Source organism: Pantoea sp. MQR6 (genome assembly GCF_022761075.1).
Lineage (GTDB): Bacteria > Pseudomonadota > Gammaproteobacteria > Enterobacterales > Enterobacteriaceae > Pantoea > Pantoea phytostimulans.
Genome location: NZ_JAKYXB010000001.1, coordinates 515672 through 537811, shown reverse-complemented (window position 1 = coordinate 537811; position 22140 = coordinate 515672). Strand labels below are relative to the sequence as shown.

The following is a 22140-nucleotide window of genomic DNA, read 5'->3' as shown; positions in this document are numbered from 1 at the left end:
CAACAGAAGCGCGGCATGTTAACCCTGCAATTGTTTGTCGGTAATCAATTGCACGATATTGCGTTTCTGGACGTCAAAGAGCCACGCAAAGGCCGTGAAAGCGCCGCCGCCCTCGCCTTCTAATTCAACTATGTCATTGACCCTATAGATCGTAACAATTATGCAAGCTGCAGCCTGAAATATGCGCAGCAAATGGGTGCTCAATTTTGAATTTGCCGGCTATTGGTTTTGATTATTTAGACCAACGCATCGAAGGATGGCGACTATGAAGATAACGATATCGCCTTTTCAGCGTGAAGCCATGTTGCTTGAACTGCTTCAGCAGCTTATTGAGGATAAGCTGCCGCAAGGCGAGTTATTAATGCAACTACGTAAAAAGGTGTTGGGATTCTCGCAAGAGCGCTATGCCGCACTGGTGGGCATCAACCGTCGAACGTTATCTGATATTGAGCAGGATAAAGAGAACACCACGCTAAGCACCTTAAATCGAGCATTTAAAACTTTAGGGCTTAAGTTAGGCGTATTACCTCGCCAACCGCACATTATTAATCCAGCTTGCTGATCATGGAGAGTCCAATGACCACACATGAAAAACTGATCGCCCTGCTTAATCAGCATCAAGCGCGTTATCGGCTGATGAACCATGAAGCCACCGGCAAATGCGAAGCGGTGGCTGCTGTTCGCGGTACTGAAGTGGGACAAGGCGCCAAAGCGCTGGTGTGTCATGTGAAAGGCAACGGCGTTAAACAGCATGTGCTGGCGGTGTTACCCGCCGATCAACAAGCGGATTTAGCAAAAGTGGCGGATGCTGTTGGCGGACGCCGTGCATCGCTGGCCAGCCCAGCCGAAGTGGATTTGCTGACGGGCTGCGTGTTTGGCGCGATTCCGCCGTTTAGTTTTCATCCGGCATTAAAACTGGTTGATGATCCGTTGCTGTTTGAACGTTATAGCGAGATTGCCTTCAACGCCGGTTTGCTGGACTACTCGGTAATAATGAATACAGAGGATTACCGCACATTCAGTAATGCTAACGTAGTGAAAATAATCCAGTAATTGCCATCACCAGAGGTGAAAGGTAATCTTCATTGTTCAACATCACGAATAAAGAAGACCTTATAATGGCAAATTTTTTCACTAAAACACGTCTGCGTCAGACGCTGGTTATGGCGATGATGGCAGGCTGTGCATTCGGCGCGCAGGCAAAAATTGAACAGGTACGCTTCGCTGTCGATCCCACCTATCCTCCTTTTGAATCAAAAACGCCACAGGGCAAACTGGTTGGTTTTGATATCGACTTGGGTAATGCTTTGTGTGAGCAAATGCAGGCTAAATGCGTCTGGGTAGAAAGCCAGTTCGACGGCATGATCCCTGCGCTTAAAGCGCGTAAATTTGATGCCATCCTTTCAGACATGGGCATCACCGAAGAACGAATGAAGCAAATTGACTTTACCGTGCCGCTGTATGACACCCACACCCAGCTGATTGCCCGCAAAGGCTCGGGTATTTTGCCCACGGCTGAAGCGCTGAAAGGCAAAACGGTTGGCGTTGAGCAAGGTACCGTGCAGGAGCGCTATGCGCTGGCAAAATGGCAGCCGCACGGCGTGACCGTAGTTCCGTATGGCGATCAGGCGCAGGTGGAAAGCGATTTGATTTCAGGTCGATTAGATGCGGTCTTCACCGATGCCGCTCAGGCCGCTATTGGCTTTCTGAAGCATCCACAAGGTAAAGATTTCGAGCTGGCTGGCCCAATTGTGCAAGATCCGATTATTGGTCCCGGTACAGCAATCGGCTTACGTAAAGGCGATGCCGAGCTGAAAACCGCGCTTGATAACGCCTTCGCGGAAATCAAGAAAAACGGCACCTTCGATAAGATTCAGAAATCCTATTTCGCGACTGATATCTCAATTCAGCAGTGATATCACAGGCGGCATTTGTGCCGCCTGTTGTTATTCAGCACTATACTTTTCTTTTTATGCTCATTTATAGGGCGTTACATTTCTCGCCCGCAGCCGATTACAGGACCGATATGCATCAACAACATCATCCTCTGCTAAGCGCATCGTTAGGCACTCAACGCGAAATTATTAGTTTCCACTTCGGCGAAGACAATAAACGACAGGTCTATATTCAGGCGGCTTTACACGGCGATGAACTGCCCGGCATGGCGGTTGCGTGGTTTTTAAAGAAGCGTTTACAAGCTCTGGAATGTGCTGGCCAGTTAAAAGCAGCCTTTACGCTGGTACCCGTCGCGAACCCTTTGGCGTTAAGCCAGCATTGGCATGGCACACATTTGGGCCGATTCCATACACTTTCTGGTCAGGACTTTAATCGCAAGTTTCCGTCTTTAGGTGAGGCGCTAGCGGAGAAGCTTTCAGGTTCGTTTACGCAAAGTGAGTATGATAATAAACGACTGATTCGTAACGCCATCGACCTTCACTACCGCGACACCATTCCTAAAACCGAACTGGATGCGCAGCGCTTTACCTTGATGCGTATGGCAAGCCAGGCCGATTTAATGATTGATCTGCATTGTGACTGGGAAGCCGTGCCGCATTTATACACCACGCCACATGCCTGGCCAGATATTGAGCCGCTGGCGCGTTGGCTGGGCAGCGAAGTCCAGTTGCTGGCACAGATTTCGGGTGGTGAACCCTTTGATGAAGCTTGTTGCGAGCCTTGGTTAACACTGGCAGACATTTTCGGCAAAGAATACCCGATGCCGCGTGGCTTGTTACCGGTGACGCTGGAGTTGCGTGGTGTGCGTGATGTCTGTCCGGAGCAGGCTGAGAAAGATGCGGATGCGATTATTTCTGCTTTGCAAGAAGGTGGCTATATTGGCGGTAGCGAACCTACGGTTTCCGTTGAAGTCGCCGCGCCTGTCATTGGTGGCGACGAATTAGTGTCGGTGAGCTCTGGCGGCGAAGATGTGAGTGTTAACGCTGAAAATGGTGTTGGTTTAAGCGCACCGAACGTGATTGAAGCGACCGATGAGTCGAGCGTGATCAAAGAGCGCTATAGCGAAGGTACTGCTACCGCTTCCCCTGCCCTGAAAAATCCGCCTACGCCGTTGTCGGGTTGCGAGTATATCCATTCACCCGTATCGGGATTAATCCTGCATCGTAAACCATTAGGCGCGCATATCCGATCGGGCGAAGTCGTCGCGGAGATTATCGATCCGGTGACTGATCAAGTAACGCCGCTTGTGGCTGAGTTTGGCGGAATTTTGTATGCACGACATTGGGTACGCTTTGCTACGGCGGGGATGCTGGTAGTGAGGTTGGCGGGCGAGAATGAGGTTAGAAGTGGTGAGTTGTTGGTGGGGTGAAAAAAGGCTTCCCGAAGGAAGCCTTTTTAAATTAATCAAGCCATTCCGTATGGAATACACCTTCTTTATCCGTACGCTTATAAGTATGCGCACCGAAATAATCACGCTGGGCCTGAATCAGGTTAGCGGGCAGAACTGCTGACAATAGCTGCCATAGTCATTTAATCATAAAAGATCAGCCATTTAATCGTGCGAAATTTACATAATCTAATATATAAAAATGGCAGGCTGTAAATTATAGCAGCATCTAGGCCTTATATTTTATTGCCCGATAGAAATATTTTGAAGCGAGATGCCTAAAATACGCGAGTCAGAACCTATACCCAACTCAGCGGGAGACTTCGCATTTTTAACCTCTATAATAATATTTTGTTTCAAATTACCATGATCGATAGGGATAGGGGTAATTACGCTATTATTGTCATCAATAACTTTCTTGACCGTAACAGGCTGTCCTTTAATATAAGTTTTAAAATATACAACCACAGGAGAATCCTTATCATTTAAAAGCACATTATATTTGAAATAATAATAATTTACCGAAGACGAAGGGACGTTTAATTGAAGCTCAGCATTTTTATGTGACCAAGCATGGTGTTCCTCCAAGTAATACCAACCTTCCTTGAAAATTTCAGTAAGTTCATAATTATTTTGGTCAACGATTAAGGGGTAATCATATGAGGCTGAATTAATAAATTTTTTGAATTTTTTTTCATCTATACCAATTAGGGCATAAAGGTCATTATCCATTACAGTTATAAAAGGTGTCATTTTTAATTGCTGTAAGATATTTGTATATTCGCTTTTTATTTTATCTGGGCAAAGGAAATGCAAATCATTAACCAAACTTGTACGCATAGCAGTTTTCAGAGGCAATAATGTCTCATGGGGACACTTCCAATAATGAGCTGACCACAGCATGTTTACATAGGGAATAACTATATAATCAACATTTTTATCAAGCAGCAATTGGATAACATAAGGCGTTTGTTCCACAGTTAATGCACCTTGTAAACTTCCCATAATCATGGGCCAGTGTTCTTTAGCCTCACTGAGATTTTTATCACCGCCAATATTGAAAGTTTTAAATCCTGAAAAAGGAGCCAAGTAATTGGCAAAAAAATCATTATTCCAAGGAATAAATGCTACTTTTGACTGAGGGGGAACATCATGTCTCAGCTTTTCAACCAAGGTATCATTGATATTTCCAACAGAGAAAAAATAAGCCCTTCCATAATTCCAACTATTTTGAAGATGCGGCAAATATAAAGCAATCAAAAATAATGCAGCCAAATACTGTAGAAATTTATTTTTTCCAGAAATGTACTTTGCAGTTAATAACCAAAACATAAACAGACCAAGCGCAACCCAGCGATATGAAGCTCTCATAACGTTAAAGCCGGGTAAATTCTCAGAAATTAGTGCATTACCTGTTGGCATTACAGCATAATTTGACGGCATTAACATTGTATTGGCAAGCGTATTAATTTGAGAATAATTATCTGGCTTGAGCGAATTTATTTTTAAAGATGGTCCTAAAGCCATATAAAATGAAAACAATCCAATTAAAATGAAACAGTTTAACCAAGAAATTTCTTTGCGGTACTTAAACCAGCCCAAAATTCCCAAAACGATAAATGGTAATGAGTAACTTGTTTCCCATACAGATGCATCTCCAAAATATTCATTCGACAAACGATGAGATGACAAATGCAAACTATCTGCCAGCCAAAATATCCCTTCAGTTGGTATTGCTAAAAAAATAACATCAAGCCCCCAGCCTCGAAAAAATTCAATAGGCTCAGCCTGATAAGCAGTTTTCCCAATAAAAAGAGAATAAAGTTCATAGGAAATGGCAAAGGCCAGTAAATGAACTGGCAATTTGTATATTATATATTTGTATTTATTATCAGAACGGATGCAGCCGAATAATATTATAGACGTGCCAGCCACAGCGAACATCATGAATGTATACCCATCCATAAAGATTGAAATCATCGCTGTAAAGACGTATAGCACAGCACAACTAACAAAAGAAAATTGAAGTCTTTCGTTTGCCAGACTGAAAGCAAGTGCACGCCAGCAATAAAAAGGCAATAACGCAACACCTAAAGAAAGCATTGAATATCCAGAATGCTTTGTTATTACCGGTGTTATTAACCACAATACTGAAAACAAACAGGAAATATAATAATTAATACCGAAATGTCTTGTTAGCCTATATGCACCATAAAAAGCGCAAAATAACCAAACTGAAAAAACTAAGCTGTAAGCAGCTTCAGGTAATACGCCTAATTTTATAAAATAACTTATAGGTAAAACTGCGGATAATCCAAAGGCAATCGCAGCTGGCTCTGGTATGCCAATATCACTGGCATAAACATTGAAAATTCCTCCGTTAGCTAAAGACTTAGCATACCCCATTGCCCATAATGCTTGCCCCATTGTAGGCAAAGTGAAATAAGGTATAGTATTATTAATAAATACTACAAACCCCAAACATAATAACAGAAAAAAAATTCTTAAAAAAAACATACGCCGTGGAAATTCACTCATTTAAATTCACTTTTTTTCATCGCGCACGCGATCCCATAAAAAATAAAATCGCCAACTACTGTTACAATCCTTGAAATAACAACAGAGATCAGCAAATCATTTTCATTAAAAAAACCACCCAGAAGGTAAATCAGAACAACCTCTCTAACTCCTACACCTGCTGGTGCACCCGGTGTTATTAAACCTATAAGCCACGCACAAACATAAGCTGCTGGTATTATTATCACCAACCAACTAGTGTCAATATTATTTACGAGAACATTCCCTTGAGTAATCATAAATAATACAGCAGAAAAAGTTGCCCCCGAAATAATAAGGAAAAATATTTGCAACCGGAATGCCTTTGCGAAATTACACCCTAAAAATATTTGAAAAAAATAATTAACCAAAAATAAAACAGCAATAAAAAAAAACAAAAACAAAAGTATATATGAAGAGTTGATTTTAATTAACAAAGGAATAATTAGAATGCTAAAAAGAGCTCCCGAAAAAACAAGCAATACTAATTCCCAGAAAGTGGATTTAGCCAGTTTTTTAGCAGATGCGGAATCTGCCATTCCTAAAGCTTGTCGGCCTGCATAATGGAATATATTACCTGGTATATATTTAGCAATTTGTGAGGTACCGTAAACCTTGATTGCCCACAGATAACTTCTCTTTTCCCCACATTTCTCCAATATGTTTTTCCATACACAACCAAGTATTATACTCGAACCTCCATAAGCTAATGAAATGATCAAGAGCAAAACGATAACCAAAGGATTAAAATAACCATAAACTTCAGGAGTTAAATAATTTTTTAAGCGAAAAAAAACAAAGAATAAACTAAAAACCGCTAAGAAACTGCCTACAATATTCATTGTTTTTTTCAGGTTAGCGCTATTCATTTAATAAACCTAACTCTTAAAATTAATTTTTTAAAATCTATCATATTAGCGTGGAATCATTAAACAAAATGACTCCGCACTTTTATTTAAAACAAAAAAAGCGTTAATCTTCACGTTTATGAATAATTTGATTAATTTTCACCCTGACATCTTCAAGTAACTTACGGTTTGCCGACAATAGATCGGCGAGGAATGATACCAAGATTGTTTGAAATCCCATCATAATTAAGATTGCTGAGAGGATTAATGACTGAACATGACCATTACCCGATTCAAAGAGATAGAAATACATATATCTAACGCTTATTAGAAAACCGACTAACATAAGTGAAGAGCCGATCGTAAGAAAAAATCTGAAAGGTCTATAAATCACAAAAATACGAATAATAGTAAATATGCTGCGCTGGATATAGGACGGGATACTTTTTACTAACCTTGATGGTCTAAGGTCATCATTAACATTAACAGGAACAGAACAAATTGAAATGTCTTTTTGACCAGCTTGAATAATTGTTTCCAAGGTATATGTATATTCACTAAATACCATAAGTTTCTGTGCAGCACTTTTACTGATTGCGCGAAAGCCACTCGGCGCATCAGGTATGTTTGTTTTACTTGCACCTCTCACAACCCAGCTACCTAATTTTTGCAAGAATTTTTTAGCCGGAGAAAAATGTTCAATAGTTGAAATTGGTCGTGCACCAATAACCATCTCCGATTTTTTCTTTAAGATGGGTTTTACCAGATCTGGAATATTTGATGCGTCATACTGATTATCTGCATCAGTATTTATAATCACATCTGCCCCTTGCTTCAAACAATTTTCAATACCTGTCATGAAGGCAACAGCGAGACCTTTATTGCCCATGTGTTGAACAACATGATCAACACCGCATCTTTTTGCCACTTCAATGGTAGCATCAGTACTACCATCATCGATAATTAACCACTCAACGCTATCAAAACCCTCAACTTCACGAGGTAAAGCAGTTAAGGCTATTTCCAAAGTTTCAGCTTCATTAAAGCAAGGCATTTGAATTATTAATTTCACACTAGTTCCTAAATCATAAAAAATACATATAAACAAAATTTGTGTTGTTTATAAAGCATTAGACAAAAAAAACCCAGCTTAGCTGGGTTTTTCTATTACTTTAAGGGATCATTCCAACCATTCCGTGTGGAATACACCTTCTTTATCCGTACGCTTATAAGTATGCGCACCGAAATAATCACGTTGGGCCTGAATCAGGTTAGCCGGCAGAACTGCTGAGCGATAGCTGTCGTAGTATGCAATCGCAGCTGAGAAGGTCGGCGTTGGAATACCATTTTGAACGGCATAAGCAACCACATCACGCAGCGCCTGCTGGTATTCATCAGCGATGTTCTTGAAGTAAGGTGCTAACAGCAGATTTGCAATGCTCGCGTCGTCTGCATAGGCATCGGTGATCTTCTGCAGGAACTGGGCGCGAATGATACAACCCGCGCGGAAGATCTTAGCAATGTCACCGTAATGCAGATCCCAGCTATATTGATCTGACGCTGCTTTCAGCTGTGAGAAGCCTTGAGCGTAAGAAACGATTTTACCCAAATACAGAGCACGACGCACTTTCTCGGTGAATTCAGCTTTGTCACCGGTGAAGGCTTTTGCTTCTGGGCCGCTTAAAACTTTAGACGCTGCAACGCGCTGAGTTTTCAGTGAAGACAAGTAACGTGCGAACACCGATTCAGTGATCAGCGACAGTGGCTCGCCAAGATCCAGTGAGCTTTGGCTAGTCCATTTACCAGTGCCTTTGTTCGCGGCTTCATCCAGAATTACATCAACCAGATATTTTCCGTCTTCATCTTTCTTAGTGAAGATATCTTTGGTGATGTCGATCAGGTAGCTGCTTAGCTCGCCGTCGTTCCACTCACTAAAGGTTTTAGCCAGTTCTTCGTTGCTAAGATTCAGTGCGCCTTTCAGCAGTGAATAAGCTTCAGCAATCAGCTGCATGTCGCCATATTCAATACCGTTGTGCACCATCTTCACATAGTGACCAGCGCCATCTGGACCGATATAGGTTACGCAGGCTTCGCCTTCAGCACGGGCAGCAATCTTCTCGAGGATCGGTGCAACCAGTTCATAAGCTTCTTTCTGACCGCCAGGCATGATGGATGGACCTTTCAGGGCACCTTCTTCACCACCGGAAACGCCGGTTCCAATGAAGTTGAAGCCTTGCTCAGAAAGCTCTTTATTACGACGGATAGTGTCTTTATAGAAGGTGTTACCGCCATCGATAAGGATGTCGCCTTTATCCAAATGCGGAGTCAGTGAAGCGATAGTTTTGTCAGTAGCTTCTCCCGCCTGCACCATCAGCAAGATACGGCGTGGTTTTTCTAATGAGTCAACGAACTCCTCAATGGAGTAGTAAGGTGAGAGTTTTTTGCCTTCATTCTCAGCGATGACTTCATCAGTCTTTTCGCGTGAGCGGTTGAAGATAGAAACAGTGTAACCGCGGCTCTCAATGTTAAGAGCCAAGTTGCGGCCCATTACTGCCATACCTACAACGCCGATCTGTTGCTTGGACATCATATACTCCTGTCTGAGGGACACTCCACAAACGCCAAGGTTTGTGAACAAAACTGGCAAACATGTTAACTCAGGTTAACGAGAATGCGGTAGACATTGGTGCGATAGCTAAAAGGAAAATATCTGTAAATAAGCCCTATTTAATCAGGGAATTATAAAGATCGGTATAGCTTTTAACCATTTTCTCAGCAGTAAAAAGTTGCTCAAAACGTGCTTTTGCGCCCTTACCCAGCTTCGTTGCATAAACCTTATCATTCCAGATTATATCCATAGCGTTACGTAATGCAGCCGCATCGCCTGGCGGGACAACTAAACCCGTTTCGCCATCAATATTTATATAGGTCGTACCTGTACCAATTTCGCTTGAAATTAAAGGCTTAGAATAAAGAGCTCCTTCAAGCAATGAAATACCAAATGCTTCTGAACGTAAATGCGATGGGAAAACAATACAGGTAGAAAGAGCGAGAAGCGCTGCTTTATCATCGTTACCTAATGCGCCCAAAAAATGTATGTTATTTACGTTTAATTCTTTAGCCTGTTTTTTTAATTCTTGTTCTATAGGGCCAGCGCCAACAACAACAATGGGATAAGAACTATTTTTTGCAGCGTCTATAAGTATATGTAAACCCTTATAGTATCGAAAGGTGCCGATAAAAAGAAAGAAACCATCAGGAAAATTAGCGCCCCACTTATTTATACACTCTTTGGCAGGGTTCAAATAAAATTCTTCATCTAATCCATACGGAATGACAGAAACTTTATCTAAATAATTCGATAATACAGGACTCGTTTTAACGTAGTTTGGCGAGGCGGCAACAATTGCATCAACACTGCTGAGAAATTTATTCATCAAAGGAGAGTAAATTTTAGCCAACGTTTTTTGTTTTACAATGTCTGAATGATAACTTACTACGCAAGGTTTATTAATGCGAGCTGCAAAATGCATTAAATCCATAAAAGGATAAGGGTAATGATAATGAATTACGTCAGCATTCATCGCCAACTTTTTAAATTCACTAATTGCCGAGAATGAAAAAGGCGTAGAGGCTAATTCACATACTGTTTTTACACGATGAATTGTATGGTGATCAAAAATCGATTCTTTTTCTGTAAAGTTTGGGCTATGAGTAAATACTGTCGATTTAATACCTTCTTTGATTCCGCCTTCAGCAAGTTGATAGATTACTTGCTCAATTCCTCCAAAGGTATCTGGATAATACGTTTTATAACAATGTAGAACCTTTATCATATAAATCTAGCAACCTGCTCATAAGCTTCAATTGTTTTATCCGTGCAATGTGACCACGAAAAATTCCGTGATTGTGCTAATCCAGCCTTAATCATCTCACTTTTAATTTCTGAATCATCAATCATTTTTTTTATATAATTAGTTAAGGTTTCAATATCTTCAGGGTCATGCATTAATGCAGCATTGCCAACTACCTCTGGTAAAGAGGTCGCATTCGAGCAAATCACTGGCGTCCCCGAAGCCATGGCTTCGAGCACGGGTAGGCCAAACCCTTCATAAATAGAGGGAAAAACAAAAGCAGTTGCTGAGCTAAAAAGAACAGGAAGATCTTTTCCCGGCACGAATCCTAAATACTTAAGCCAGCCTTCAGATTCACCTTTGTTAAACAGCTTGAACAGTGCTTCATTTTCCCAACCTTTATAACCGCTAATTACGAGCGGATAAGCTCTTTTTTCTTGGAGAGATAACCTGTCATAAGCACGAAGTAAAGTAAGGATGTTTTTACGTGGCTCAATGGTGCCAGTATATAAAAAAAACTGACGCCATTTTATCTGGTAATCAGCCAATACTGATTCAACATCGACTTTCAGACGCGGATGAAAATTAGCATTACAGGCTAAAGGGGCTACAGTAATATTTTTTGATTCAACCCCAAAAAATTCCATTAATTCGTTTTTGGTAAAATCAGAGTCGGTGATCAACATGCTTGCACGTTTAATCGTGTTCCTAAGTTCTTTCTGCATCAAATGCACGCGTCCTGCTGGATGGAATTGCGGCCAATGAAATACTGAAAGGTCATGAAACGTCGCCACAGCATGATTAACTCTAGGTGGAAGATAATAATTCGGGCTATGAAATATGTGGTCTTTATATTTTTTTAAAGCAATCGATTTTGCTACTGGGAATGTGAGGCGATATAGTTCGCTTACTATTTTGCTTTTTTGTAATTTTCGTTTAAGCGATTGAACAGATTGCGCAGATTCGCTTGCAACTGCAAGAGAATCACGAATCCGAGTACCGTGTATGAAAGTTAAATCAACTTTTTCTGTTCGGCGTTGCAATTCATTAGCAAGCTCAAACGCGTAGCGCCCAATACCCGTTAAAGGATATTTAATACAGTCTGTTGAGAAGACAACACTTAACTTTTGGCTTCTAACATCCATTTTAATGTTTCTCTTAGAGGAATTTTAGATAGCTTACTATTTGTTAACTCCATCAAAAGGCTAACATCACCACATAACTCTTTTATTTCATTGGCTCGAACGAATTGCGGATTAACTTTGATTTGAATAGTTCTTCCGGTTAATTCCTCACAAAGAGTAATAACCTCACGTAATGAGAATATTTCGCCAGATGCTACATTAACGATATGCCCTGCTGCTTTTGAAGACAGAAGAGCCATATAACAACGTGCAAGGTATCTTACATCAGAAAAATCACGCCAAACATCAATATTACCTAATTCAATAACGTCTTTTTCTTCTCTAAAATGTTTTACTATTTTTGGAATCAAAAAATTATCAGCTTGACCTACACCTGTATAATTGAATGGTCTTGTAATGATAATGGGAAGCTTGTTATTAAATAAGTTTGCCATGTGTTCCATAGCAACTTTACTTACTGCATAATCATTAGCCGGATTAACATTACTTTCTTCACTGAGTTTTCCTGGCGTAGTATTGCCATAAACATTCGCGCTACTTGCTAATAAGACGGCTTCTGGCAGCTTTTCAAGCTCAGACAAAACTTGTAAGAGATTACGTGTCCCACAAATATTGACGTTATAAAATGCATTTACGTCATCATGGCCGACAAAAGCGATAGCTGCCAAATGGATCACTACGTCCGGTGAGATCAGATCAATAGCTGCCTTTACTTCAGATATTTTAGTCAGGTCTGCTACGTAATAATTTTTGAGGTCATTTGCGGGAGTAGAACCAAGGCCATACACTTCATATCCGGCAGCGGATAACTCCGCTGCCATATAACGGCCAGTAAAGCCCTTGATCCCGGTGATCAATGCTTTTTTGCCATTATTCATATTAAAACGAGAATCCTTGTTTGTTACGGCGAAGATCTTCTTCAACCATCATTGCACACAGTTCTTCCAAAGTCGTTTTTGGTTCCCAGCCTAAAATGTCTTTAGCTCTCTGAGGATCACCGATCAGCAATTCTACTTCTGCAGGACGATAGAATTTAGGGTTAACCTTAACGACCACTTTGTTAGATGCAACGTCAATCGCAACTTCTTGATCATCTTTGCCTTCAAAGCGCAATTCGATGCCAACCGCTTTGAATGCCATTGAAACAAAATCACGTACAGTTTCAGTACGATTAGTTGCAAGTACGAAGGTATCGGGTTCTTCTGCCTGCAGCATCAACCACATCCCTTCTACATATTCTTTAGCAAAGCCCCAGTCACGCTTAGCGTCCATGTTACCCAGCTCAAGTACATCTAACTTGCCGAGTTTTATCTTAGCAACGGAATCAGTAATTTTACGCGTAACGAATTCCTGCCCACGCAAAGGAGATTCGTGGTTAAACAGGATGCCGCTTGAAGCGAAAATGTTATAGCTTTCGCGATAATTGATGGTCATCCAATGTGCATACAGCTTAGCAACGCCGTATGGGCTACGTGGGTAGAATGGCGTGTCTTCTTTTTGTGGAATCGCCTGAACTTTACCAAACATCTCTGAGGTTGATGCCTGATAAAAGCGAATTTTTGGATTTACAATGCGAATAGCTTCTAACAGATTAACAGGACCAATACCGGTAATTTCGGCAGTTGTCAGGGGCTGATCGAATGAAACGCCAACGAAGCTTTGCGCTGCAAGGTTATAAACTTCTGTTGCTTGGCTTTCTTGTAACAGGCGAATACTGGATGACAAATCAGTAAGATCATATTCAACTAAATGAAGATTAGGATTTGATTTAATTCCCAACTCTTCTATACGCCAAAAATTTACTGAACTCGTACGACGATAAGTTCCAAAAACCTTATAACCTTTATCGAGTAATAATTCGGCTAAATATGCACCATCTTGACCTGTAATGCCTGTTAAAACTGCAATTTTGTTAGTCATACTAAATTCCAAATATAATTTTCAGATTAAAGATAAAGTTTATAATATCACGAATTTAAAATTGAAGCTGCGGTCTCAGACCATTTGGTGGGTGCGAATTCATTTTGAATTCTTAATTCACGTCGTTTTATTTCATCAGGATGTTCAATAAAATGTTTGATTTTTTCTGCCCACTCGGGGACATCCCACGGATCTATATAGTCTAAAAGTTCTCCTGCAACTTCAGGCACAGATGCTGCTGATGAAGCTAGGCAATATTTCCCGAAAGCTAAGCTTTCCGCTACCGGTAGTCCCCAGCCTTCATAAAGAGATGGATATACAGTAAACAAAGCATTTTTATAAAGCTGGCTTAATTCAGGATCAGTAATGTTATTTAGCTGTATAATCTTCCCTTTCACTCTAGGGTCCAAATTCAAATCCGTGATAAAATCATTCATTCCCCAACCTTGCATGCCAACAAAAATGAGCAATGGAAGATTAGGAACCTTTTGATCAATTAGCCGAGTGTAAGCTTTATAAAGCACCTCATGGTTCTTGCGTCTTTCGATGGTTGAAACAAAAAGTAAGTAAGGTTTACTCATTAAATTTCTTAGTTCTAGAGAAACATCATCTTCATTTTTGTTTACCGGCAACTCACAACCTAGCTTAACAATAGTTAATTTGGGTATAGGTGTACCCAATTCCTTTAAAAGTTCAGCCAAATCATTTCTAGAGCACTTCGATATGCAGAAAATTTCGTCGGCGCACCATGCCACGTTTGAAAAATAATGTGCAAATTTTCCTGCTACATCACCTACACATAAATGGGGCAATTTTACAGGGATCACATCATAGCAAAATAATTTCACAATGAGGTTTGCTTCTTTTTTAATTTTGTATAAATAACCAAAATCTTTTTGATCCCAATCCAGCCCTAATGAAATATACGTATCCCCTTCATGGAAAGGGTATTTTAATCCGATTGCAGTCTCACCTTCAGTGAATTGTATTTGAGGCATTAACCTAACAGGTTTAAACCATTGCGTTAAAGCCAATTTTGCATATCTCAATGAAGTAATACAACTTACAACGGCAGGCTTACGTGGCAACAGATAGCTAAAAACTTTACGCTGATATCGATGAGGAATCTTACCTATGAATTTTAGGATATGTTTTTTTAAGCGAGTCTCAAATCTTTCACTAAGTTGTGTATCAACTTTTTTTTCAGCAGGCGTCTTTATGCTTCCGTTAATTCGGGCTATTGTTTCCTCCACCTGGGATCGTGAAACTTCGTAGTAACCACTTTGTACACTATATCCGCAGAATTTTACTTGCTGTCCGGTAATTTGATGTAAAGCATAATGTGCACATTCAACTTCAGTCCTTACTATACCTACAGCAGCTCTATGCCACCCAAGTATTGTTGTTACGTCTACCCAAACATTATGCATTTACTGTTGCTCCATGAATTTTTCAACGTCAGAGAACAGACCTTCCAGAGTCCTATCCCAAGTTAATTTTTGCATTATCTCCTTTTCTTCGTCGTTTAATACCGGAGTTGGTGAAGAAAGAATATTTCTAGAAGATATATGAAAATCTTGTGGGGAATTAACGATTTTTACTCTTGTTGAATTAATATAATCTTCAAATCCCCGAAATGCAGAGGCTGTACCTATGACGTATTTGCCTGAATATAATGCTTCAGCAGTTTTAAGATTTGAACCACCGCCATGCTCAATAGGTAAAAAGTAAGCATGCGCGAGATTTTTAACAATTCCTAAGTCATTATCATCCAAAACATATAATAATTCTAACCGACTCATATTAATACTTGTCCATTTAGAATCAGAAACCTCTCTGTATATATGTTCACAAACGCTCCCAGCAATTACTAACTTACTATCCGGAGGAATGCAGGCCAAGCTTTCACCAATAATTTTTATAAAACTAGTAAAGTTTGGCGGATGAGCACTCGCGATGTACAGCATCCAAGGCGACTTAGGTAGTTTCTCAATCCATTTATTTTTATTTGTATTATTGTAACTAAGATCCCACGGTTTAATTCCATTAGCAGCTAATATTACCTTACCCCCTCCCCAACTAGCCATTATTTTGGCATCATTTTCTGTTACAGCAGCGATAATATCTGCTTCGACTGTTGCCTTTATCTCTAGACTCTGTATTTTATCAATCACTTCATGATGATCAGGGATATTATATTGCTCTAAAATGTCTTTCTTAAGTAAATATTCGATATTTTGCGAACCGAAGATTAATATTGCTTTTTTGAATTTATCTAAAGCCTTTATTTTTTTTGCTAAATCCCAAAGCCAACATTGCTCCACATGGATCACATCAATATGATCAGGCAAATGCGAAACTACTTTGCTGAAAGTATCTCTGTCAGAAACCGCAAATTCAGCGGTAAGCAAATCATTTATTAATGGGATATTACGGCCTTCGAATTTCCTAAATTCTGAATCTATTGGAAAAGGAATATCATACGGTCCTAAATCATCTCCAATGAAACTTTCTTGCTCATATATAGCAATTGATCGCGCAGTCCATCCATTATTGCTAAACTTATTAACGAGTTGAGAAAGCCTTATTTGGCCACCATGGCGAGGCTTAGCAAAAGGATAAGTGCTTAGAAAAACTATACTTTTCATATTTCAATCTCGTTTAAAAAAACTAGCAAATCTTCTAAATGGCGCCATTAGCTTCCATGACCGGCTTTCATATACTGAGCATAATTCTTTGTTTAAAGAAATAAGATTATTTTTTAACTCATCATTATCTTTCGTTAACTCTGAAATCATTTTTTCATTATCAAAAATTTCACTCTCTAAATTTTCATTTTTTACTTTGAGCGCGCTAATTTCTTTACGATTAATTTCATCTTGATATTTAATGAAGTCGTCAAAAATATTAGGCGGCAATGAAAAAGCATGAGCCAATTCATCATAATGCTCTTCACTAAGATAAAATCGATTCAACCCATCAAAATAAATAAATTTATATTGATTAGAAAAAAGAATTTGTTCCCATGAAGAAAAACTTTCTAATTGAGAGTTAGGAATTGTAGATTCGATGATTACAATCCAAGGCCTAAATTTTTCCCAATTATTACTTTTTATCACATTCTCTTCAAACCCCTCAACATCCACTTTTAAGAAATGAATATCTTTTTGAAGTTCGGGGAGATGTTCTAATAACAGGGAATCAAGTCTCTTTACTGGTGTTTTGGTCCACTTTCCTTGAAAACCATTATTTTCATGAATCTCTGCTACCTTTTTATCTAAAGTAGCCCAACCTCTAACATCACATTCCCATATTTCTAAATCTGCGTTGATATCTGAAACAGCGCAATGAAGGTTAATATCTCTCTGTCGTTCATTAGTTAAAGCAAAAATGTGTTTTTTTAATGGCTCAACGTTGATCCCTGTCCAACCTTGTAAATAAAATAGATTTGTTACAGAGTCTAATACCGGATCATTAGCCCCGACATCAACATAGAATCCATTTTTAATATTTTTAAGCGCTCGCCAAAGTATAATATCTTCGAAGTTTTGCGCATAGCTTATTTTTGTCATACCGATTTAATCTCAATTTCAGGATCTATCCAGGCACAGCCTGCAAAATGTTCTTTATTTATATTTATAATATTAAAGACTAACGCCAGATCTCGCCATTCGTAATTATTAACCAAATGCGTATCCGTACTAACAAGCGCGGTTTGTATAGAATAACTACCAGGCCCTAAATTAGCGTTAAACTTTATTTCAAATATATGCTCTGTTCCTTTTTTAACTTCATAAATTGGAAGTTTTTTTAAATCAGTATTCGTACCAAAAACTACCTGCCCAAGCCGATCTTTAATCCCATAGCCAAGTACTAATCTTGGAATATCTTCATTAACTTTAACTACTATTTTAAGAGTAACGAGCTCGCCAACATCGACAAACTCGATAGTTTCGCCTTTTTTATTTAGAATACGGATGTCTTTTACTGAAGCTTCTCCGCTACCAGATATCGTTTGAATGCTGCCGTCACTTAACTCTACTTGCTCTATTTTTTGATTCTGTTTGTCTGCAAGTAAGGCATTATAGTAATCCATTACCGCTTCAGGCTCGCCCTCCATTTCAACTTTACCTTGGTTCAGCAAGATTGCTTTATTACAAACACTTTGAATTGACTGCTTGTCATGAGACACAATAAGAAGTGTGGTACCTTCACGATTGAATTCTCTTATACGATTGAAGCTTTTATGCTGGAAATAGGCATCTCCAACTGACAAGGCTTCATCAACAATCAAAATATCTGGCCTTACAGCGGTTGCCACAGAAAAAGCTAAGCGCATTTGCATTCCACTTGAATAAACGCGTACTGGCTCATCAATGTAACTACCAATTTCAGCAAAAGCTTCGATTGAAGGCATTAAATTATAAATTTCATCGATACCATAGCCTAGTAATTGGCCTGACATAATAACATTCTGTCTTCCAGTAAAGTCTGGATGAAAACCCATTCCTAGCTCAAGCATCGCTGCTACTCGGCCTTCTAGCAAGATAGTTCCTTCCGTTGGCTGGGTAGTACCAGTTATCATTTTCAGTAGTGTACTTTTACCGGCACCATTAATCCCAATGATACCTAAAGCCTGTCCCGGACTAACTTCAAACGAAACATTTTCTAGAACCCACTTTAATTTATGCCGTTCCTTTTTACCTGGAAGGAACCATTCAGCTAATCGACTCCACCTACTTGGGTATTGTTTGTAAGCTTTCCCAACGCCACTAACGGAAATTTTACCCATTATAATTCATCCACCATTTCACCAGAGTGATTACGGAAAAGTTTAAGTCCGATAATGCAGAGCACCAAACCTATTAATAATGCAGGCAGTAAACTTTCATAGTTTGGCCACTGCCCTTTAACTAAAATATCTTGGCTTGATGATATAACACCATACATAGGATTTAATTTAAGATATTCATGTATTCGGGCTGGTAATATTTCAGCGGGATAAATAATAGGTGTAAGCCAAAACCAAAACTGTAAAGCTATACCAAAGAACTGTCCAACATCTCTAAAAAAAACATTCAAAACACCGAGGGTTATACCTAAACCCATAGCAAACACAACCATAACAATTAATATAGGAATCAATGATAAGAACACAACTCCCGGAAAGTTCCCTGTAACCACCAGAAAGACTGTGAAAATACCAAATACTATTGAGAAATTTAGTAATGCATTTAAAATTATAGTTACAGGTAGACACAACCTGGGGAAGTTCACTTTTTTAAGTAGATTTGCATATTCTAAAAAAACATTTTGGCCCCGACCTACGATTTCAGCGAACAATCCCCAAGTAAGTATTCCAGAACATAGGTAAATACTGTAACCAAAAACATTCCCTACCCCTGGGATTTTTGAATGCATAACTTGTGAAAAAATTACCGTATACACTACTATCATGGACAATGGATTTAAAATATTCCAAGCTGCCCCGAGTAATGAATTTTGATACTTTGATTGAAATTCTCTTTTAACATTACCAAGAACAAAGCCTCGATAGTTCCACAGCGCCCTTCCAATTGCCATTATCATACGCTGCCCTTCATAAGCAATTCAATTTCTTTGACTTTTTGAAAAATTAAATCGGAATTTGATTTGCTCTCAATATTTAGCCTAAGCAGAGGCTCAGTGTTTGAAGTCCTCAAGTTCATCCGCCAATTATTAAATTCAAAACTGACCCCGTCAGTTTCATCAAATTTTTCCGCATAACTTTTATAACTTTGCTTTATAGTTGTTATTATATTTAGCGCATTTACCACTTTATAATTAATTTCGCCACTACAAGGGAATGCTTTCATCCTCTCAGATACCATTTGCGAAAGTGATAAACTCTTCACCGCTAATAATTCTGCGACAAGCAGCCATGGAATCATTCCGCTATCACAATAAGCGAAATCACGGAAATAGTGATGTGCGCTCATCTCTCCGCCATAAACCGCATCTTCTTCACGCATACGCTCTTTAATAAACGCATGTCCAGTTTTAGACATTACCGGAATGCCACCCGCCTTAGTGACCACATCGATCGTGTTCCAGGTTAAACGCGGATCATGGATAATTTTAGCGCCGGGCTCTTTTTTCAAGAATGCTTCAGCTAACAAACCAACGATATAATAGCCTTCGATAAATTCAGCATTCTCATCAAACAGGAAGCAGCGATCAAAATCGCCATCAAAGGCTATACCCAAATCGGCTTTATGTTCACGCACCGCATCAGCCGTATCTTTACGGCATTCAGGTAACAATGGATTAGGAATTCCGTTCGGGAAGTTACCGTCAGCTGCGTGATGTACTTTAATAAAGGAAACGGGTGCATTCGCTTGCTGAAAGCGTTTTTCAATCTCATCGATAACATGCCCGGCAGCACCGTTGCCGGAGTTAATTACTAACTTTATCGGTTGGGTAAAGTTAGCGAGATTGATGTAGCTCATCAAATGGTCAACGTAGGCATCCAATACAGAAATCTGTTTGTAGGTGCCGCGTTTGCTTGCTTCAACTGGAGCAAAGTCATTTGCTTCTGCCAGGCGCTGCACATCGCGTAGGCCGGTATCGCCGCTAATTGGTCGAGCACCTTCACGTACTAACTTCATGCCGTTATAGTTCATTGGGTTGTGGCTGGCAGTGACTTCAATGCCGCCATCAATACCTAAGTGGAACGTGGCGAAGTAAATCTCTTCAGTGCCGCTCATACCGATATCTAAAACATCGGTACCCGCGTCCCTTAAACCGTTTGCTAATGCAAGCTTCAATGGCTCGCTGGTAAGGCGCACATCACCACCAACCACGATGGTTTTAGGTTTGATGAACTCGCCGTATGCGCGTCCAATACGATAAGCAATATCTTCGTTTAGTTCAGTACCAAGCTCACCACGTATGTCATAAGCTTTAAAACAGGTCAGTGCTGCCATGATCTCTTCTGTCCTTACTAACTTGCAAACTGTTCTTTTATAAGAATAAGGTCGTCATCGCCCAAGTAAGATCCCGACTGTATTTCCAGAAGCTCTAAAGGGATTTTGCCTGGGTTTTCTAGCGTATGCGGATGGCCAATTGGAATAAAAGTAGACTGGTTTTCTGTCATTAACAGTGACTTGTCTTGAATAGTCACTTTCGCGGTGCCAGATAGAATTACCCAGTGTTCTGTACGGTGATAGTGCATCTGCAAATCGAAAGCTTCACCCGGTTTTACGGTGATGCGGTTAACGTTGAAACGGCCGGTATTCACCACCAAGTCACAGCGTCCCCAAGGCCAATAGGTTTCACGATGGCGGCGATACTCACTACGACATTCCCCTTTAAGGAATTCCACCACGCGTTTTACGTCTTGTACCTGGTCCTTACGTGCCACTAATACGGCATCTTTGGTGTTTACGATGACCAGGTCTTCCACACCAATCGCTGCAACCAACTGGTCTTCGCTGTTGATGTAGCAATTTTTAGTGTTGTGCAGAAAAGTGTCGCCCTTTAAGGAATTACCATGAGCGTCTTTATCGTTAACCTCCCATAATGCTGACCAGGAACCTACATCGCTCCAACCTGCTGCAAGTGGAACCACCACAGCGGAATCGGTCTGTTCCATAACGGCATAGTCGACAGACTCATCGGGGCAAGCGATAAAGTCATCTTTATCAATGCTGATGAAGTCATTGCCTTCCTTCACGTTAGCCATAGCAAGGCGGCAGGCTTCAAGAATATCAGGACGGTATTTTTCAAGCTCTTGCAGATAACGCTTAGCGCGGAACATAAACATACCACTGTTCCAATAATACTCCCCTGACTCAAGATACTGTTCAGCGGTTTTTAAATTCGGTTTTTCGACAAAGCGCTGTACTGCATAAGGTGCGTCTTCTTCACCCGGCAACGCTTCTCCACGTTGAATGTAACCATAACCGGTCTCTGGACCAGTTGGCACAATGCCGAATGTGACGAGTTTACCTTGCTTGGCATAGGCAGTAGCCGTTTTGATTGCATGATGAAATGCAGCGCGATCTTCAATCACATGGTCTGCAGCCAACACTAACAGAACCGGATCATCACCCTGCTCAACGGCGTTCAATGCCGCAAGCGCGATGGCAGGTGCAGTGTTACGGCCAACCGGCTCCAGAATTATATTGTGCGAGAGCTTATTAATTTGTCGTAATTGCTCAGCAACAAGAAAACGATGCTCTTCGTTACAAATCACCATGGGCGCGCGCGCCTCAATACCCGAAAGGCGAATGACCGTTTCCTGTAGCATGGAGTGTTCACCGTGAAGGCAAATAAACTGCTTTGGATACAATTCTCGGGAAAGGGGCCATAAGCGGCTGCCGGTTCCTCCGGCCATGATTACGGGAAGTAACATTCCACATCCTCTAACAGATTTAAACGTGCTATTGCATTTAAAGCGGGTCAATTTTTATTCAAATGAATAAAAAGCCACG

Annotated in this window: 19 protein-coding genes and 1 pseudogene; 4 read left to right on the top strand and 16 right to left on the bottom strand. The window is 40.2% G+C overall.

All coding sequences use genetic code 11. The features are described 5' to 3' along the window. Window positions 1–265: 265 nt before the first annotated feature. From MUG06_RS02330 to MUG06_RS02315, 4 genes are all read left to right on the top strand, one after another. The gene (locus tag MUG06_RS02330; protein WP_243077604.1) at window positions 266–562 is read left to right on the top strand and encodes a helix-turn-helix domain-containing protein; all 297 of its coding nucleotides are present in this window, start codon (window positions 266–268) and stop codon (window positions 560–562) included. Between the two features lie 14 nt (window positions 563–576). Beyond that, a complete protein-coding gene (locus MUG06_RS02325) occupies window positions 577–1053 on the top strand; it encodes a YbaK/prolyl-tRNA synthetase associated domain-containing protein (protein ID WP_243077603.1) in 477 nt (158 codons plus the stop codon). A gap of 65 nt (window positions 1054–1118) precedes the next feature. After that, window positions 1119–1916, top strand: a complete 798-nt coding sequence (locus MUG06_RS02320) for an ABC transporter substrate-binding protein (protein WP_243077602.1) — start codon at window positions 1119–1121, stop codon at window positions 1914–1916. A gap of 110 nt (window positions 1917–2026) precedes the next feature. Continuing rightward, window positions 2027–3325, top strand: a complete 1299-nt coding sequence (locus MUG06_RS02315; protein WP_243077601.1) for a succinylglutamate desuccinylase/aspartoacylase family protein — start codon at window positions 2027–2029, stop codon at window positions 3323–3325. 31 nt (window positions 3326–3356) lie between these two features. Here the strand turns inward: MUG06_RS02315 and MUG06_RS02310 are convergent. From MUG06_RS02310 to MUG06_RS02235, 16 genes and pseudogenes are all read right to left on the bottom strand, one after another. Continuing rightward, window positions 3357–3467 (bottom strand): annotated as a pseudogene (locus MUG06_RS02310) (hypothetical protein); the annotation flags it as partial. A gap of 119 nt (window positions 3468–3586) precedes the next feature. Beyond that, window positions 3587–5881: a hypothetical protein gene (locus MUG06_RS02305; RefSeq protein WP_243077600.1), complete on the bottom strand. Its 2295-nt coding sequence runs from the start codon at window positions 5879–5881 to the stop codon at window positions 3587–3589. Next, a complete protein-coding gene (locus tag MUG06_RS02300) occupies window positions 5878–6768 on the bottom strand; it encodes a hypothetical protein (protein ID WP_243077599.1) in 891 nt (296 codons plus the stop codon). The genes MUG06_RS02305 and MUG06_RS02300 overlap by 4 nt, the downstream gene beginning before the upstream one ends. Before the next feature lie 103 nt (window positions 6769–6871). Beyond that, window positions 6872–7819 carry a glycosyltransferase family 2 protein gene (locus MUG06_RS02295; RefSeq protein WP_243077598.1) on the bottom strand — a complete coding sequence of 316 codons (948 nt, stop codon included), beginning with the start codon at window positions 7817–7819 and terminating at the stop codon, window positions 6872–6874. Window positions 7820–7927: 108 nt separating this feature from the next. Next, a complete protein-coding gene (gene gndA / locus MUG06_RS02290; RefSeq protein WP_243077597.1) occupies window positions 7928–9334 on the bottom strand; it encodes an NADP-dependent phosphogluconate dehydrogenase in 1407 nt (468 codons plus the stop codon). A gap of 136 nt (window positions 9335–9470) precedes the next feature. After that, window positions 9471–10583: a glycosyltransferase family 4 protein gene (locus tag MUG06_RS02285; protein WP_279233905.1), complete on the bottom strand. Its 1113-nt coding sequence runs from the start codon at window positions 10581–10583 to the stop codon at window positions 9471–9473. Next, entirely contained in the window at window positions 10580–11746 is a 1167-nt protein-coding gene (locus MUG06_RS02280; RefSeq protein ID WP_243077596.1) for a glycosyltransferase family 1 protein, read from the bottom strand. The genes MUG06_RS02285 and MUG06_RS02280 overlap by 4 nt, the downstream gene beginning before the upstream one ends. Further along, window positions 11722–12624, bottom strand: coding sequence for an NAD-dependent epimerase/dehydratase family protein (locus MUG06_RS02275; protein ID WP_243077595.1), 903 nt, complete (start codon window positions 12622–12624; stop codon window positions 11722–11724). Before MUG06_RS02275 ends, MUG06_RS02280 begins: the two co-directional genes overlap by 25 nt. A 1-nt stretch (window position 12625) precedes the next feature. Then, window positions 12626–13666: a GDP-mannose 4,6-dehydratase gene (gene gmd / locus MUG06_RS02270; protein WP_243077594.1), complete on the bottom strand. Its 1041-nt coding sequence runs from the start codon at window positions 13664–13666 to the stop codon at window positions 12626–12628. A 47-nt stretch (window positions 13667–13713) separates the two neighbouring features. Then, on the bottom strand, window positions 13714–15096 hold the full coding sequence (locus MUG06_RS02265; RefSeq protein WP_243077593.1) for a glycosyltransferase family 1 protein: 1383 nt from the start codon (window positions 15094–15096) through the stop codon (window positions 13714–13716). Further along, entirely contained in the window at window positions 15097–16314 is a 1218-nt protein-coding gene (locus MUG06_RS02260) for a hypothetical protein (RefSeq protein ID WP_243077592.1), read from the bottom strand. A 3-nt stretch (window positions 16315–16317) separates the two neighbouring features. After that, on the bottom strand, window positions 16318–17238 hold the full coding sequence (locus MUG06_RS02255) for an FkbM family methyltransferase (protein ID WP_243077591.1): 921 nt from the start codon (window positions 17236–17238) through the stop codon (window positions 16318–16320). Next, on the bottom strand, window positions 17235–18458 hold the full coding sequence (locus MUG06_RS02250; protein WP_243077590.1) for an ABC transporter ATP-binding protein: 1224 nt from the start codon (window positions 18456–18458) through the stop codon (window positions 17235–17237). Before MUG06_RS02250 ends, MUG06_RS02255 begins: the two co-directional genes overlap by 4 nt. Next, on the bottom strand, window positions 18458–19255 hold the full coding sequence (locus MUG06_RS02245) for an ABC transporter permease (RefSeq protein WP_279233904.1): 798 nt from the start codon (window positions 19253–19255) through the stop codon (window positions 18458–18460). Before MUG06_RS02245 ends, MUG06_RS02250 begins: the two co-directional genes overlap by 1 nt. Beyond that, entirely contained in the window at window positions 19252–20631 is a 1380-nt protein-coding gene (gene cpsG, locus MUG06_RS02240; RefSeq protein ID WP_243077589.1) for a phosphomannomutase CpsG, read from the bottom strand. Before cpsG ends, MUG06_RS02245 begins: the two co-directional genes overlap by 4 nt. Window positions 20632–20648: 17 nt before the next feature. Continuing rightward, window positions 20649–22061: a mannose-1-phosphate guanylyltransferase/mannose-6-phosphate isomerase gene (locus MUG06_RS02235; protein WP_243077588.1), complete on the bottom strand. Its 1413-nt coding sequence runs from the start codon at window positions 22059–22061 to the stop codon at window positions 20649–20651. Window positions 22062–22140 lie beyond the last annotated feature (79 nt).